The organism is Flagellimonas halotolerans (assembly GCF_035818535.1).
In the GTDB taxonomy this organism is placed as follows: domain Bacteria; phylum Bacteroidota; class Bacteroidia; order Flavobacteriales; family Flavobacteriaceae; genus Flagellimonas; species Flagellimonas halotolerans.
The window spans coordinates 366923-382600 of the sequence record NZ_JAYKYV010000001.1 but is presented as its reverse complement, the minus strand read 5'-3'; the positions used below and the strand labels follow the sequence as shown (position 1 = coordinate 382600).

At 43.3% G+C, this 15678-nt stretch carries 16 protein-coding genes and 1 tRNA gene; 15 read left to right on the top strand and 2 right to left on the bottom strand.

Annotated features, from left to right (window positions below; all coding sequences use genetic code 11):
• Positions 1-2: 2 nt before the first annotated feature.
• A complete protein-coding gene (locus tag VM932_RS01755) occupies positions 3-881 on the bottom strand; it encodes a sterol desaturase family protein (protein WP_326276858.1) in 879 nt (292 codons plus the stop codon).
• A 202-nt stretch (positions 882-1083) separates the two neighbouring features.
• Between VM932_RS01755 and VM932_RS01750 the strand changes: the two genes are divergently transcribed.
• The 14 genes from VM932_RS01750 (at position 1084) to VM932_RS01685 (ending at position 13154) form a co-directional block, all read left to right on the top strand.
• Positions 1084-1293 (top strand): YgaP family membrane protein, encoded by a 210-nt coding sequence (locus tag VM932_RS01750; protein WP_428979814.1) that lies wholly within the window; start codon positions 1084-1086, stop codon positions 1291-1293.
• A 256-nt stretch (positions 1294-1549) separates the two neighbouring features.
• Positions 1550-1678, top strand: a complete 129-nt coding sequence (locus VM932_RS01745; RefSeq protein WP_326276857.1) for a hypothetical protein — start codon at positions 1550-1552, stop codon at positions 1676-1678.
• 150 nt (positions 1679-1828) lie between these two features.
• Entirely contained in the window at positions 1829-3286 is a 1458-nt protein-coding gene (locus tag VM932_RS01740; RefSeq protein ID WP_326276856.1) for an NAD(P)/FAD-dependent oxidoreductase, read from the top strand.
• Between the two features lie 6 nt (positions 3287-3292).
• Positions 3293-3427 carry a hypothetical protein gene (locus VM932_RS01735; RefSeq protein ID WP_255307398.1) on the top strand — a complete coding sequence of 45 codons (135 nt, stop codon included), beginning with the start codon at positions 3293-3295 and terminating at the stop codon, positions 3425-3427.
• 166 nt (positions 3428-3593) lie between these two features.
• Complete coding sequence (locus VM932_RS01730) at positions 3594-4898, top strand: TolC family protein (RefSeq protein WP_326276855.1); 1305 nt, start codon at positions 3594-3596, stop codon at positions 4896-4898.
• Between the two features lie 7 nt (positions 4899-4905).
• On the top strand, positions 4906-5997 hold the full coding sequence (locus tag VM932_RS01725) for an efflux RND transporter periplasmic adaptor subunit (RefSeq protein WP_326276854.1): 1092 nt from the start codon (positions 4906-4908) through the stop codon (positions 5995-5997).
• 16 nt (positions 5998-6013) lie between these two features.
• A complete protein-coding gene (locus VM932_RS01720) occupies positions 6014-9208 on the top strand; it encodes an efflux RND transporter permease subunit (RefSeq protein ID WP_326276853.1) in 3195 nt (1064 codons plus the stop codon).
• 105 nt (positions 9209-9313) lie between these two features.
• A complete protein-coding gene (locus VM932_RS01715; protein ID WP_014032911.1) occupies positions 9314-9619 on the top strand; it encodes a hypothetical protein in 306 nt (101 codons plus the stop codon).
• Between the two features lie 10 nt (positions 9620-9629).
• On the top strand, positions 9630-9833 hold the full coding sequence (locus VM932_RS01710) for a YgaP family membrane protein (RefSeq protein WP_293166727.1): 204 nt from the start codon (positions 9630-9632) through the stop codon (positions 9831-9833).
• A 58-nt stretch (positions 9834-9891) separates the two neighbouring features.
• Positions 9892-10449 carry a YeeE/YedE family protein gene (locus tag VM932_RS01705; RefSeq protein ID WP_326276852.1) on the top strand — a complete coding sequence of 186 codons (558 nt, stop codon included), beginning with the start codon at positions 9892-9894 and terminating at the stop codon, positions 10447-10449.
• Complete coding sequence (locus VM932_RS01700; protein WP_293166723.1) at positions 10446-10859, top strand: DUF6691 family protein; 414 nt, start codon at positions 10446-10448, stop codon at positions 10857-10859. Before VM932_RS01705 ends, VM932_RS01700 begins: the two co-directional genes overlap by 4 nt.
• A 103-nt stretch (positions 10860-10962) precedes the next feature.
• Positions 10963-11367, top strand: coding sequence for a response regulator (locus tag VM932_RS01695; protein ID WP_326276851.1), 405 nt, complete (start codon positions 10963-10965; stop codon positions 11365-11367).
• 103 nt (positions 11368-11470) lie between these two features.
• Positions 11471-11542, top strand: a tRNA-Arg gene (locus VM932_RS01690).
• A 229-nt stretch (positions 11543-11771) separates the two neighbouring features.
• Positions 11772-13154, top strand: a complete 1383-nt coding sequence (locus VM932_RS01685) for a SulP family inorganic anion transporter (RefSeq protein WP_326277123.1) — start codon at positions 11772-11774, stop codon at positions 13152-13154.
• A 248-nt stretch (positions 13155-13402) separates the two neighbouring features.
• Here VM932_RS01685 and VM932_RS01680 read toward each other — a convergent pair whose 3' ends face one another.
• Positions 13403-14299: a CorA family divalent cation transporter gene (locus VM932_RS01680; RefSeq protein WP_326276850.1), complete on the bottom strand. Its 897-nt coding sequence runs from the start codon at positions 14297-14299 to the stop codon at positions 13403-13405.
• 220 nt (positions 14300-14519) lie between these two features.
• Between VM932_RS01680 and VM932_RS01675 the strand changes: the two genes are divergently transcribed.
• A complete protein-coding gene (locus tag VM932_RS01675) occupies positions 14520-15632 on the top strand; it encodes an ATP-binding protein (RefSeq protein ID WP_326276849.1) in 1113 nt (370 codons plus the stop codon).
• The last annotated feature ends 46 nt before the right edge of the window (positions 15633-15678 follow it).

Here is a 15678-nt window from a genome sequence, read left to right as displayed (position 1 = left end):
TTTTATTTTTTTGGCTTTTTGAATCCATGGACCAATTGGCCCCAAAAACCTTTGGGGATATCCTCGTCTCCCGGAAAACCCAATTCAATTTTTCCGCCACTTTCTGGAACATGGTTAGTGCGGAAAATATAATCCCAAAGACTGAGACTTATCCCATAATTCATTCCATACCGATGTCCTTCTGGTAGATTGTATGCATGGTGGTATAGGTGCATCACGGGATTGTTCAAGATATATTTTAATGGTCCGTAGGTCAATTTGATGTTCGAATGGTTGAAATGCCCAATGGCTATAGCCGCAAAATGTACAATATAGGCCTGTTCGGGTTCAAAACCACCAAGAACCATCACCCCCAATGTTTTTAAAGGCTTGTAAAGAACATTTTCCATCCAATGGAAACGCATATGGGCCGCAAAACCCATTTCTTTAACGCTATGGTGCACTTTATGGAACTCCCAAAGCACGGGATACCTGTGCAGTAACACGTGGGTAAACCACTGCACAAAATCGAGAACCACAAAAAAGACTAGCAATTGAACCCATTGTGACCAATGTGCAATATCTACAATGGTCAATGTTTTTGAAGTAATTCCCACATCGGCAAAAAATACGCCGAGTACTTTGTAAACCCCATTTATTACAATGGCAAAAATGAAAAAGTTGAAAAACATGTAAAATGTGTCCAACCAAAAATCCTTTCTAAAAATGGATTGTTCTTTGCGCCAAGGAAACAAAATCTCCAAAACCCAAACCAAAACAGAAATTAGGATCAGTCCCCAGAAATAGTTGGTGTACCAGGGGACTTCAAAAATGATTGACTTCCAAGTCCACCTGGCCGTTCCCAAAAAACCGTTGATAAAAGCATCAAAATAATCCAGCATACTTGTATTGAGTCGTTAAAAAGGCTAAAAACTGATTCAAAAACAAAAATACTTTAAAAATAATGCTTCTGTGTAACCAAGTTTACTGCGCGGTTTTCAATAAAACCCAACTTTTTCAACCCAATTCATTGAAAATCAAAACAAAGCTGTACAAACTGATCCAATTTTTGGTAAATTGTATAGTAAGAATCATAAACTATCAATGATGAAAAAAAACATGGGCGGGGCAGACCGCACAATTCGGGTTATCTTGGCGCTTGGTGTAGGGGCACTATATTATTTTAATGTGATAACAGGAACATTGGCATATGTGCTGCTAGCTTTTGCAGCCATATTTGTCTTAACAAGTTTTGTTGGTTTTTGTCCTTTGTACACCCTTTTTGGAATCAATAGCTGCAAGGTCAAGGATTAATTTTTTTGGAAGGTTGAAAAAGGAGAAGTTTAAAAAAGTATTCAAAATGCGTCATTCTGAATTCATTTCAGAATATCATCATACCGATAAATCAATTGTTATGAGAAACTGAAACCTATCTTTTAGACCTCTTTTTGTGTTTAACATACAGGAATTTGATAAAAACCCGAAAGTTGGTTAAGGACCTTATGAGGATTATCATGTTTTGGTTACAGTACAGTATTTAATTTTGATTTAAACTTAAAACCAATACGTTGTGAAAACACTCTTTAGTATTCCATTGGTATCATGGGAGAACGGCATCTGGATGATAGGTGTGTTCGCTGTTGTGGTCGTTGTTCTGGTAATTGCAGTCTTTGCTATGATGAACAGCGATAAAAAATAAGATTTTTCCACATCTCTTTTGGCATCACAACAAACGAGCTTTTGTTTGTTGATGAGATAATTAGATTAGACTTCCACCTCTTCTTTGTAATGTGACCTAGGTCACTTTATATCTTAAAACCTAAAGGTAACTTTGGGTAAATGATATAAAATGGCCAAAATAGTCGTCCTTGGAGCTGGTATAGCTGGTCACGTGGCCGCATCCCATCTCAGAAGAAAGCTCTCCAAAGAGCATGAAGTAGTGGTGGTATCACCCAACAGTAACTACCAATGGATTCCTTCCAACATTTGGGTGGGAATCGGGAGAATGAAATCGAAGGACATTCTGTTCCCTTTGGCTCCTTTGTATGCCAAAAAACATATCGATTACAAACAGGCAAAGGCGGTCAGCTTTCATCCAGAGGGCGATACAGAAGAATCGAAGCCCTATGTGCTGGCAGAATATGTTGCCGGAGATGAAAAAGAAACCCAAGAAAAGGTAACCTACGATTACCTGATCAATGCCACCGGTCCAAAACTCAATTTTGAGGCCACCGAAGGGCTATCGCCCGGAAAAAACAAAGCCCATTCCGTTTGCACCTATACCCATGCCGATGAAGCATGGACCGCCCTGAATGATCTCATCCAACAAATGAAACAGGGAAAAAAGGCCAAAATTTTGATTGGGACCGGGCATGCGAAATCAACCTGCCAGGGTGCCGCTTTCGAATACATCCTGAACGTGGAACAAGAGCTGCGTAGGCACAAAGTGAGGGACATGGCCGAGATCACTTGGGTTTCCAACGAATACCATCTCGGGGATTTTGGCATGGACGGTATGTTGTTGAGTTATGGCAGTAATATTATGAAGTCCAGTGAAATGGTTGAAATGGTTTTCGAAGACCGTGGCATTTCATGGATTTTGGGAGCTGGCGTCCATAAAGTGGAAGATGGGGTGGCCCATTATGAAAATCTTGAAGGGGAACAAAAACAGGCATCTTTTGATTTTGCCATGTTGATCCCCTCTTTCTCAGGTCATGGGTTTAAGGCTTACAACAAAACGGGGGACGATATCACGGACAAACTCTTTAGGGGATTCATGGTCGTGGATGCCGACTACACACCCAAACCCTATGAAGAGTGGAGTGTGCAGGATTGGCCCGAAACCTATCAAAACCCCTCCTATCCCAACATTTTTGCCCCAGGAATTGCCTTTGCACCGCCGCACGGTATTTCCAAACCCAGAAAGAGCAAGAACGGTACGGATATTACACCCGCCCCTCCAAGAACGGGAATGCCATCGGGCATCACCGCAAAATTGGTGGCCGACAACATCATCGAAATGATCAAACATTCAGACAAGGGGTTGCACCATAAAGGATCCATGGGAAATATGGGTGCTGCATGCATAGCATCGGCGGGGTTCGGGATGACGAAGGGCAGTGGCATTAGCATTACCACCTATCCCATTGTTCCAGATTTTAAGAAATATCCGGATACACATGGCAGAAAATTGGGCAAAACCTTTGGTACCATTGGCCTTGCCGGACATTGGCTGAAGTTGGCCCTTCACCACGCATTCCTTTACAAAGCAAAAATGAAACCCTTTTGGTGGTTAATTCCAGAATAGACAGTTATGACACGAAGAATATCCAAATACAAACGATTTATGATGATGAACCCCATCATCCAGTTCTTTAAGTTCATCTATTTGAGCATTAAAGTTTTGATTGTGGTGGCTGGAGGTCACGGGGGAACCCGGAACGCATAACCCCCGTCCTACTTATTGAATTTGCCTCAATATGACCCATTTCTTTGGTGACAGGGGCATGTTGAGGTTCATTTTTTTTTATGGAAACAGGACATTTTTCTCGGTAACCAAGGTTACTGTGCAGGCGAATTGCCAAATTTAATTTTGCTTCAAATTAGTTAAATACATGAAACGAATAATTACATTTACCATACTCATTTGGATCCAGGGACAACTATTTGCCCAAGACCCTGTCAAGATTTCCATGGAAGAAGTATTGACAAAGGTGCAAGAGTCCAATGCCAGCATCAAGGTGTCCGAACAGGAGGCCAAAATGGCAAAATACGATTATAGGTTCTCCAATTCCATTTTTTTGCCACAGATAGCTGTGTCGCATACAGGAATGGCGACCACAAATCCTTTGATGGCTTTCGGTTCCAAACTCAACCAAGAGATTTTGACCCAGGCAGATTTTAACCCTGCCTTGTTGAACGATCCCGATCAGATCGAGAACTACGCCACCGTAGTTTCGGTGAAACAGCCCTTGATCAATTTGGATGGGTTTTATCAACGTAAAGCCGCTAAAACAACCATGGAAGCCAAAGAGCTTCAGGCCATGCGCACCCGCGATTATCTGGATTTTGAAGCCCAAAAGGCCTACGGGCAATTACAATTGGCACATAGAGCTGTGGATGTACTTCAAAAAGCCCATGAGGCTGCAAATGCCAATTTGAACATGGCACAGAACAGCTATGATCAAGGCTTGCTTCAAAAAGCGGATTTGTTGGAAGTGAAGGTACGGGTCACCGAGGTTTCCGATCAACTGAAGACAGCCAAAAGCAATGTGAAAAATGCATCGGACTATTTAGCCTTTTTAATGAACGAACAAGGAGATGTGGTCTATGAACCCTCCGAAGAATTGGTGCCTGATAATTTGGGCGAATCAGTGGACGTTTCACTGGAAAACAGGGCCGATGTAAAAGCCATGGATTTGGTGTCCGAAGCTTACAAAGCCAACATGAAGGCGGATAACATGACCTTTTTGCCAAGGCTTAATGCCTTTGCCAGCTACGAAATGTACGACGATCAAATTTTTCAGGCCGATGCCAAAGGATACATTATCGGGGCAAGTTTGAGTTGGGATGTTTTTAAAGGATCCCAACGCTTTGCCAAAGCAGGAAAGAGTAAAACAAGTTATGAAAAAGCGAAACAGGAATACGAGCAGTACGTCGCCAAAAGTACTATGGAGCTACAACGCACCAAACGGATGGTCGAGGATGCCGCGAGCAGGCTCCAGACCTCAAAATTGGCTATGGAGCAATCCGAAGAATCATTGAGAATCCGCACCAACCGGTTCAAGGAAGGTCTCGAAAAAACAACGGATCTATTGATGGCCGAAGCCACCTATGCGGAAAAACAATTGGCCTATTATCAAACCATTTTTGAATACAATCAAGCACAATCCTTATTAACATTTTTAACCAAAGAATAATTGCAACATGAAAAACACTACGATATATAAAAGCTTCACTTTAATTCTTGCATTGGGATTGACCCTTGCAGGGTGTGGGAGTGATGAAAAACAAGCCGCGACGACCTCTGAGGCGGTAAAGGTAACCGTTGCCGATGTGGATACTGGCGATAATTCCACCATTTTGGCCGGTAGTGGTCAAATAACAGCTGTAAACAGCGCCACTTTAAGCACTAGAATAATGGGCCACGTGGAATCCCTTCCTGTGAAGATAGGTCAAAAAGTAAACAAGGGAGATCTATTGATTTCCATCAACAACGTGGACTTGCGTGCCAAAAAAGCACAGGTGGAGGCATCCATTACGGAGGCAACTGTTGCCTTCAACAATGCAAAGAAGGACTATGAACGATTCCAGAATCTTTTTAACGAGAACAGTGCTTCACAAAAGGAGTTGGATGACATGACCGCCCACTACGAAATGGCCAAAGCCAGATTGGAAGCCGCAAACCAAATGAAGAACGAGGTTAACTCCCAGTTTGCTTATGCCAATATCAGGGCTCCATTTAGCGGAGTGGTGACCAATACCTACATTGACAAGGGCGATATGGCCAACCCTGGTGTTCCGTTGGTTTCCATTGAATCAGCTGGAGGAGGTTTTGAAGTAGTTGCGAAGGTTTCAGAGAATAATATTTCCGGTATAGAAGTGGGAACCAATGCTCAAATACTTGTGAAAACTTTGGATACCACGCTAACAGGTACAGTGTCCGAGTTAAGTGCATCGGCCCAAAATACGGGTGGACAATATTTGATGAAGGTTTTAATGGACAAAACGGAGGCCAAGATTTTGTCAGGTATGTATGCAACCGTTAGGCTGGAGGCGGAAAATGAGAGCAACGGAAAAAAAGTTATTACGGTTCCGTCCAAAGCCTTGGTGCATAAAGGACAGTTGACAGGCGTGTATACCTTGGGTCAGGATAATGTGGCCCTGTTGCGTTGGTTGCGACTGGGAGAGAATTTCGGAGACGAAGTGGAAGTGTTGTCGGGCTTATCCAAAGGAGATAAGTATATCGTCTCGGCCGAAGGAAAGTTGTACAACGGAGCCAAAGTAAGCATTCAATAACCCAAAAACGCTAACAATGAAAGACGGACTTGCAGGTAGAATTGCCAAAGGGTTTATCAGCTCCAAGCTAACGGTGCTCTTAATGATTGTATTTATGGTCATTGGGGTGTACAGTTCCTTCCTTATCCCAAGGGAAGAGGAGCCCCAGATAGACGTGCCCATGGCGGATATTTTTGTAGGGTATCCCGGAGCCAGTCCCACCGAGGTGGAATCCAGGATCACAAAACCGCTTGAAAAAATTATATCGAACATTAAAGGCGTAGAATACGTGTACACCACTTCCATGCAAGAGCAGGGAATGGCCATTGTGCAGTTCTACGTGGGAGAAGATATCGAACGATCTTTGGTGCGTTTGTACGATGAGATCAACAAGCACATGGACCAAATGCCGGCAGGGGTTACCATGCCCTTGGTAAAAACTCGAGCCATTGACGATGTGCCTATGCTAGCATTGACACTTTGGAGCGAGGAGTACGATGATTTTCAGTTAAGGCAGATTTCAGGAGAGCTCATCAACGAGATCGAAAAAGTAAATGGCGTTTCCATCACCAAAAAGATAGGAGGACGCAGTCCCCAGCTTCGTGTGGTGGTGGACAAGGATAAAATGGCCGAATCGGGCATAGATATGTTGGCCGTGGCCCAAATGATCAAGGCCAACAACCAGCAAATGGATGCCGGAAACTTCCTTTCCAACGATACCGAATTCCACATCAGTACAGGAAACTTTTTAAAAACCAAGGAAGACCTTGAAAACCTGATTGTAGGCACCAAACAAGGTCAACCTATCTATCTAAAACAGATATCAAAGGTATTGGATGGTCCAGAACTGCCTAAAAACTATGTTTCCCTTGGATTTGGGGCTGCAAGTGAAAAGGCAGAGACCTATAAATCAGAATATCCTGCGGTAACCATATCCATTGCCAAGCGCAAAGGTGCGGATGCCATGAAGATTGCCGATGTGGTCTTGGAGAAAGTGGATCATTTAAAAACAACCCTGATTCCAGATGAGGTAAAGGTTGAGGTAACCCGGAACTATGGACAGACTGCATCGCAAAAAGTATCGGAATTGTTGATGCACTTGATCGGCGCCATCATTGCCGTGACCTTTGTGGTCATGTTGGCCATGGGATGGCGAGGCGGACTTGTGGTGTTCCTATCGGTGCCCATTACCTTCGCATTGACCTTGCTCAGCTATTATATGCTGGATTACACCTTGAACCGAATTACCTTGTTTGCCTTGGTGTTTGTAACAGGTATTGTAGTGGACGACTCCATTATTATTGCGGAGAACATGCACCGTCACTTTAAAATGAAACGATTGCCGTTCAAGGATGCGGCCATTTATGCCATCAATGAGGTAGGGAACCCGACCATTTTGGCCACGTTTACGGTAATTGCATCCGTATTGCCCATGGCCTTTGTATCTGGGTTGATGGGGCCTTATATGTCACCCATGCCCATTGGAGCTTCCATTGCGATGTTGCTATCATTGTTCGTGGCATTGACGATAACCCCGTATTTGGGCTACATCTTCCTGAGGGAGAAAGACAAAAAGAAGAAAAAGGAAAAAGCCCCCGTTGAAATACAGGACACCTTCATTTACAAAGCTTACTCTCGATTTGAAAGCCCTTTGATAGAGAGCAGGAAAAAAAGATGGCTGTTCTTGGGGATTACCTTCTTCTTGCTGCTTGCCTCCATTGGAATGTTCTTTACCAAATCGGTAGCCGTAAAAATGCTTCCTTTTGATAACAAGAACGAGTTCCAAGTAGTGATAGACCTTCCCGAAGGAACGACCTTGGAAAGAACGTCGGCTGTAACCAAGGAAATTGGAGCATATCTTTCCACTCGTCCGGAAGTGGTCAACTATCAAACCTACGTTGGGACATCTGCCCCAATCACATTTAATGGTTTGGTAAGACATTACGACCTTCGTGGTGGTAGCAATATGGCCGATATTCAGGTGAATCTTGTTGATAAGCACGATAGAAGCGAACAGAGCCACGATATTGCCAAATTGCTCAGACCAAGAATACAGGAATTGGGCAAAAAATACGATGCGAACATCAAAATTGTTGAGGTGCCGCCTGGACCTCCTGTGCTCTCCACCATTGTGGCCGAAGTGTACGGCCCCGATTATGATAAACAGATTGCATTGGCCGAAAAGGTAAAAGGTATTTTGAACAATACCACCGATGTTGTGGATGTGGATTGGATGGTCGAGGATGATCAAGTCGAGTACGATTTTGTAATCGACAAAGAGAAAGCGATGCTTTATGGCATTACTCCGCAACAAATTGTACAGGTGATGGGTATGGCTTTTCGTGAACAGCCCGTATCGCATATCTACCGTGAAGATGCCTTTGATCAAATTGGGATTGTGCTTTCCATTAGTGAGAAGGATAAATCCAGTTTGGCTGAAATCAAACAGTTAAAGATAACATCACAGCAGGGCAATATGGTTTCCGTTGGGGATTTGGTTCAGGTAAAAGAAGGGATCAAGGCCAAGAGCATCTACCGGAAAAACCAAAAAAGGGTCGTGTATGTAATGTCGGATATGGCAGGGGAATTGGAAAGCCCCGTGTACGCCATTTTGGGGATGACGGACAAGTTGAACCAATTGGAGCTTCCGCAGGGATACTCCATCAACGAACTCTATATGGAACAACCCCAGTTTGAAGATGATTACACCGTAAAGTGGGATGGGGAATGGCAGATAACCCTTGAGGTGTTCCGCGATTTGGGAATCGCCTTTTTGGGTGTGATTGTCATTATTTATATGTTGATCGTGGGGTGGTTCCAAAACTTTAAGGCACCCATGGTGATGATGGTGGCCATACCACTTTCATTGATCGGTATTGTGCTCGGACACTGGTTGCTCGGTGCATTTTTTACAGCAACCTCCTTTATTGGTATGATTGCCCTTGCGGGAATCATGGTGCGGAACTCGGTGCTGCTGATTGACTTCGTCAATTTGAGATTGGATGACGGGGTTCCCTTGAAACAAGCCGTTATAGAAGCCGGTGCCGTTCGTACCACACCAATTTTATTGACCGCAGGGACCGTTGTTATTGGAGCCTTTGTGATTTTGTTCGACCCCATTTTTCAGGGATTGGCCATTTCACTGATGGGAGGAACCATAGTGTCCACTGTTTTGACGCTATTGGTAGTGCCATTGGTGTATTACTTGATAGAACGAAAAAATTACAAATAAGATGAAACCAACAACACTAAAATAATTTTTGGACAAAGAGTACAAGGATTCTTTTAGTCCTCAAAGGTTCCATATGACCAACGAAAAAACCATAAAAATAAGCACATGAAAATGATCATTGTTACCACGGTCGAAGAGTATGAAAAGGAAGTGTTCAAACTCTTCAAAAAGGCAGGTATAGAAAATTTTAGCGGGTCGGACATAGATGGGTACAAAAACACTCCGCCTATGTTCTACACCAATAGTTGGTTCCCCAGTGAAAAGGGGGGCGCAGCATCCAACCTGTTTTTTTCCTTCACCGAGGAAGAAAAAGTCACCGAGTTTTTCAAATTGTTGGAAGAATTCAACCAAAAAAGTGAGACCACAAACCCTATTCGGGCGGTCGAAGTACCTATTGAAAGAACTGTATAAAAATAAAATCATGAAAAATAGAATTGTAAGAGGCGTAGCGGGAACGTTTATATTGATAAGTCTGGTTTTGGCCATTTATGTAAGTCAAAATTGGCTTTGGTTTACTGCATTTGTAGGTGCTAATCTGCTTCAGTCATCCTTGACCAAATGGTGTTTGCTGGAAGATATTTTGAAGAAATTCGGAGTACAAGATTCCGATAAGAGCTGTTGTTGATATTCCATAGGTTTGATATTTAAGGCATTTTCGTGATCTTTGTCAAAAACTCACGGAAATGCTTTATCAACCTTGGCCTTGGTATGTATCAGGCCCGCTCATTGCCCTGATCATGGCTTTATTGATTCTTATGGGCAAACGTTTTGGAATGTCCTCCAACTTGGAAACTTTTTGTTCCATTGGTGGTGCAGGAAAGTTTTCGGATTACTTCAAAACAGATGTAAAATCCAAACGGTGGAACCTTTTGGTCGTCCTTGGTTCTGTTATTGGGGGATTCTTGGGCGCGCATTGGCTCTCTCCAAATCCGGCTGTGAACATATCGGATAAAACCGTTTCAAAACTGCAAGAACTCGGGTTTGACAGTGCAGGCACGGCCTATTTGCCCACGGAACTTTTTGGTATGGAATCCCTTACCGACCCTAAAGTTTGGATCATTCTTTTGGTGGCTGGCTTTTTGGTGGGTTTTGGTACACGATATGCTGGAGGTTGTACCTCTGGACATGCCATTTCTGGTTTGAGCAACTTACAGCGACCTTCTTTGATTGCAGTTATCGGTTTCTTTATCGGCGGACTGATCATGGTTCATCTATTGTTCCCCTTAATTTTTGCCGTATGAAGAATATAGTGTACATCATATTGGGTACCTTTTTGGGAATTGTTTTGTATAAATCGGAAGCGGCTTCGTGGTTCAGGATCTATGAGATGTTCCAGTTTGATTCGTTCCACATGTACGGAATCATTGGCTCGGCATTGGCAGTGGGCATTGTTTTGGTGCAATGGATCAAAAAATCGAAAGTAAAATCCTTTTCGGGAGAAACAATTGCTATACTGGACAAAGAAAAATCTATCGCTAGGTATATTTTGGGCGGAGCACTCTTTGGATTGGGGTGGGCCTTGGCCGGTGCTTGTCCCGGGCCTATCTATATTTTGGTGGGAGCAGGGTATTGGCCCATAGTCATTGTTTTGGTCGGAGCATTACTTGGAGCCTTTGCGTATGGTGTTTTAAGGAGTAAATTGCCACACTAAGAGTGACTTAACGGGATATTTGGACAAAACAACGATCATGAATGGTTTGTTGGTCTCCAGCATATAGCTTTGTCTGTCCCAAAACTTACGTAATAGTCCCTACATGAAGCTAACTACGTTTATTATAGACGATGATTTGGTGTCCCAATTTGCCACCCGATACTGCATACAACAATCCCACGGCGATTTTGATATTATTACTTGTTCCAGCGGTGAGGAGGGCATTCAAGCCTGTTTCAGTTCCATTGAGGAGCACGACAGATTACCTGACATTATCTTTTTAGATCTTGTTATGGATGGTATGAACGGATGGGATTTTTTGCAAAACCTAAAAAATTTGTTCGTGGAGCACGAACTTCCAAGCGTATATGTACTTTCAGCCTTTACCAATGCCAAGGATCGAGCCATAGCCAAAGAGAATGGGATAATCTCTGGTTACGTGGACAAGCCCTTGTCACGTTCTTATTTGGAAAAAATACTAAAAGAAGAAGAGAAAAAACGGACTTAGCCATACCGCTCCAATGGTTTAAAGGGAAAATCACCCTAAATTGACCCCTACGGTTGCATAAAGTTTTTAAAAAAACCTATTTTTGCAGTCCATTTTTACAGATGGCCCCGTAGTTCAATGGATAGAATAGAAGTTTCCTAAACTTTAGATGCAAGTTCGATTCTTGCCGGGGCTACTTTTTGACTTCCCAATGATTCAATGAATCATTAAATAAATGAAAATCAAGTATTTAATATTTTTTGATTTTAATTGGATTCCTTTGATATGTACTTTAACAGTTCACAAATCGTCAACATTTTTTAGATTGCTGTTTTTTAATCAAGTAATTTAGGTTACATACTTGATTTGACTTTCGTCTTCGTCAACATTTAACTAAAGGAAGACAATTATGAGTGGCCTTTGCCATGATCGCTGGCCTGTCACCCTTGGTGGGACTGTACGCCGCCTTTGTCATGGGTCTGGTGACCTCCATCTTTGGGGGAAGGCCCGGAATGATCTCCGGTGCTACCGGAGCCATTGCCGTGGTGATCGTTGCTTTGGCAAACAGCCATGGTGTGGAATATGTGTTCGCCACCGTGGTACAGGCGGGTATCCTTCAGATTATTGCAGGAACTTTGAGACTGGGCACCCTGATGCGCTTGGTACCTTTGCCCGTGGTATATGGGTTTGTGAACGGGCTGGCCATTATTATCTTCATGTCCCAATTGGACCAATTCAAGAATCCCTCTGGGGATTGGCTTACGGGCAGCGCATTGTATGTGATTCTGGGGCTGGTGCTTTTGACCATGCTCATCATTTGGGGACTGCCGAAGATCACCAAGGCCGTTCCGGCATCCTTGGTCGCCATATTGGTGGTCTTTGGGGTTGTGGTTGCTTTTGGAATAGACACCAAGACTGTAGGTGACATCGCCTCCATACAAGGTGGGTTTCCCCCGTTCCATATACCCGACATTCCCTTTACATTGGAAACCTTGACGCTTATTTTCCCATATGCGGCCATTGTGGCCGGTGTTGGCTTGATAGAAAGTCTGCTGACCTTGGAACTTATCGACGAGATTACCGAGACCCGAGGACGTACCAACAAAGAGGCCGCTGCACAAGGGGTGGCGAATATCGCCTCCGGACTGTTCTCCGGAATGGGAGGATGTGCCATGTTGGGACAAAGTCTGATCAACATATCCAACGGGGCACGTGCACGTCTTTCAGGAATTGTTGCCGCTGTAGCCCTGCTGCTCTTTATCATGTTCGGGGCTGGCGTCATCGAAAAAGTACCCATGGCGGCCTTGACCGGGCTGATGATCATGGTGGCGATCGGAACGTTTGAGTGGGTAAGTTTTAAAGTGCTGGACAAATACCCTAAATCTGATATCATCGTCATGGTGATCGTGATACTCGTTACGGTGTTTTTGCACAACTTGGCCCTAGCTGTTTTGATAGGGGTCGTGATATCTGCCTTGGTCTATGCCTGGGGCAATGCCAAGCGTATCCGTGCCAGAAAGCGAATCGACGAAAAGGGCATCAAGCATTACGAAATATATGGCCCCCTGTTCTTTGGTTCCATCAAGATGTTCAATGAAAAGTTCGATGTGCTCAATGACCCCAAGGAAATCATCATCGACTTTAGGGAAAGCCGTATCGTGGACATGTCCGCAATAGAGGCGGTGAACAAGCTGACCGAACGGTACCACAAAGTGGACAAAAAGGTATATATCACCAATCTATCAAGCAGTAGCCATAAGTTATTGATCAAAGCGGACAAGATGATCAATGTCAATGTCTTGGAATAACCCGTGGACGGGCCATTTTTGTAGGTTTATGGGAAAATAAAGAAAAAATTAAGACGGCCGTTAAGAAAGAACTGGAAAGGTTGAATCGGACCATTTCCATGTACAAGGATATGACCAACCGATCGAGCCCGATGATGTCATTGGGCGATGACATGGGCAAAGTCTGGTATTATTCAAGGTTGCCGCCCGGTTTGTCCATGATATAAAATACCATACCCCAGTTTTTTGAGCAAAAGTAGGGATTTGGGCTAAAAGAAACGCTTTCTCTTGAACCAAAGAAATACGATAAGGCAGATCAGAACCATAACCCCCAAGGTATAGAAGTACCCATTTTGCCTGCGAAGCTCGGGCATAACATCAAAGTTCATCCCATATATTCCCGCAATGAAGGTCAGGGGAAGGAAAAAAGCCGAAAAGATGGTGAGAACCTTCATGACATCGTTGCTTTTCTGTGCGGTGACCGATAGGTAGGAGTCCAGAAGCCCGTTGGTATCCTCCACGGCCTCGTCGTAGAGCAGGTGATGGGCGGTAAGACTGTCCTTGATGTCCTGTAATCTAGACTTGTGGCCCTTGCCCACCGCTAACTCGTTGATGACGGTCTGGATGAGCCCAATGAGTTTTTTACCGATACGAGCCTTGGATTTTAGGAAGTAAAGCTGCTCCAGAGTGAGATTGCTCCCTTTTTTGGTAAAGATATGGTTCTCCATATCATCGATCTTGTTGGACAGGTTTTCCACCGGTTCCTGAAAACTGTCCACCATGTTGTCCACGATATGGAGCACGAGTGCGTCCACATGCTTTATATGGGGGGGAGCACTATCGAGAAAGGCATACTCCGCCCTATGTATGGTGATCAAACGATCTTTGAACACAAAAAAGGCGATTTTGTTGGAAAAATCAATTATAGAGGTAGGTTTGTCAACTTCCTGTGTACATGCCCTCAATATCATAAAATAACCTTCTTCGATGGGTTCAAGCTTGGGAAGGTGCCCTGCCTGTAGGCTATCCTTAACCAAGATGGGGCTCAGACCTTTGGCGGTCACCAATTCATTGGCTTCCTCGTCGGAGGGGTCCTGTATATCGACCCATGTAAAATAAGGGTATTTTTTTTCTTTGATGGTGGCGGTACGTTGTTTATTGTTCATCGGCATATTTAATCAGTCCGTTGATTTGGTTGTTTTATTGTGGATTAAAATTACACACTTTCCAAAGGTTCTGGGAATTCAACCTACTGTTTTCTTATTGGACCATCTAATCTTGATGGATTTTGGAGTCCGAATGCTAAAATTCAGGTAAAACAACAATTTCCGAGGTTTAATTCATTAAAAGACATTACTTTTGGTGAACACGTTCACTTGATTATATATGATTAAAAGAATATTGGAACAAAAAATTATCCAAAAGTTGGACAAGGGCAAGGCAATTATCGTAATTGGTCCAAGACAGGTTGGAAAGACCACCTTGATCAATTCAATTTTGGAAAATAAGGAACATCTATTTCTGGATGGAGATGACCCTACGGTCAGAAATCTGCTGGGAAATGCAAATACGGAGCAATTAAAAAGTATCATTGGGAACCATAAGACTCTATTTATCGATGAGGCCCAAAGGATTGAAAATATTGGGGTTACCCTTAAGATAATTACTGATCAGTTCAAACAGGTGCAATTGTTGGTCAGTGGCTCATCAGCTTTTGAGCTCAAAAATCAAATGAACGAGCCTTTAACAGGAAGAAAATGGGATTTTCGGCTCTATCCTATTTCTTGGGGGGAATTTGAAGGCCATGTCGGATATGTGAAAGCAGAACAGCAACTGGAATTGCGAATTTTATATGGGATGTACCCGGACGTTATCAATAACCAAGGTGAGGAAATCGAAATATTGAAGGAGTTGACCAGTAGCTATTTGTATAAGGATATTCTCGCGTTCAGCGGCATTAGAAAGCCCCAGGTATTGGAGAAACTCTTACGGGCATTGGCACTCCAAATAGGGAATGAGGTCAGTTACAATGAAATCGCACAATTGGTCGGGGTGGATAAAAACACCGTGAACAGCTATATTGACATTCTTGAAAAGGGATATGTAATCTTTAGGTTGCCGAGTTTTAGTAGAAATCTTCGAAATGAGATCAAAACAAATCAAAAAATTTATTTCTATGACACAGGGGTCAGAAATGCCATTATCGGGAATTTCAATACACTGGACAGTCGTACCGATACAGGAGGGTTGTGGGAAAATTTTTTGATCAGTGAGCGTATAAAAAAGTTGACCTATGAGAGTTCCTTAGCCTCATCATATTTTTGGAGGACAAAACAACAGCAGGAAATTGACTATGTAGAGGAAGAGTCCGGTAAAATCAGAGGATATGAATTTAAGTGGAACCCTAAGGCCAAGGCCAAGTTTCCCAAAATGTTCATGGAGACTTATGATGCAGAAATCAATGTTGTGCACAGAGATAATTTTCGCGAATTTATATGATGGGTTTGACAAACACATTTTTTGTTCAAATCATATGTTATAACCC

What these genes read in the sequence shown, in the direction of transcription:
- VM932_RS01710 (WP_293166727.1), top strand. Translation starts at nt 9,630, where the DNA reads ATGAAAAATAGAATTGTAAGAGGCGTAGCGGGAACGTTTATATTGATA.
- VM932_RS01740 (WP_326276856.1), top strand. Translation starts at nt 1,829, where the DNA reads ATGGCCAAAATAGTCGTCCTTGGAGCTGGTATAGCTGGTCACGTGGCC.
- VM932_RS01750 (WP_428979814.1), top strand. Translation starts at nt 1,084, where the DNA reads ATGATGAAAAAAAACATGGGCGGGGCAGACCGCACAATTCGGGTTATC.
- VM932_RS01720 (WP_326276853.1), top strand. Translation starts at nt 6,014, where the DNA reads ATGAAAGACGGACTTGCAGGTAGAATTGCCAAAGGGTTTATCAGCTCC.
- VM932_RS01700 (WP_293166723.1), top strand. Translation starts at nt 10,446, where the DNA reads ATGAAGAATATAGTGTACATCATATTGGGTACCTTTTTGGGAATTGTT.
- VM932_RS01695 (WP_326276851.1), top strand. Translation starts at nt 10,963, where the DNA reads ATGAAGCTAACTACGTTTATTATAGACGATGATTTGGTGTCCCAATTT.
- VM932_RS01730 (WP_326276855.1), top strand. Translation starts at nt 3,594, where the DNA reads ATGAAACGAATAATTACATTTACCATACTCATTTGGATCCAGGGACAA.
- VM932_RS01735 (WP_255307398.1), top strand. Translation starts at nt 3,293, where the DNA reads ATGACACGAAGAATATCCAAATACAAACGATTTATGATGATGAACCCC.
- VM932_RS01680 (WP_326276850.1), bottom strand. Translation starts at nt 14,299, where the DNA reads ATGAACAATAAACAACGTACCGCCACCATCAAAGAAAAAAAATACCCT.
- VM932_RS01725 (WP_326276854.1), top strand. Translation starts at nt 4,906, where the DNA reads ATGAAAAACACTACGATATATAAAAGCTTCACTTTAATTCTTGCATTG.
- VM932_RS01715 (WP_014032911.1), top strand. Translation starts at nt 9,314, where the DNA reads ATGAAAATGATCATTGTTACCACGGTCGAAGAGTATGAAAAGGAAGTG.
- VM932_RS01755 (WP_326276858.1), bottom strand. Translation starts at nt 881, where the DNA reads ATGCTGGATTATTTTGATGCTTTTATCAACGGTTTTTTGGGAACGGCC.
- VM932_RS01685 (WP_326277123.1), top strand. Translation starts at nt 11,772, where the DNA reads ATGATCGCTGGCCTGTCACCCTTGGTGGGACTGTACGCCGCCTTTGTC.
- VM932_RS01705 (WP_326276852.1), top strand. Translation starts at nt 9,892, where the DNA reads ATGCTTTATCAACCTTGGCCTTGGTATGTATCAGGCCCGCTCATTGCC.
- VM932_RS01675 (WP_326276849.1), top strand. Translation starts at nt 14,520, where the DNA reads ATGATTAAAAGAATATTGGAACAAAAAATTATCCAAAAGTTGGACAAG.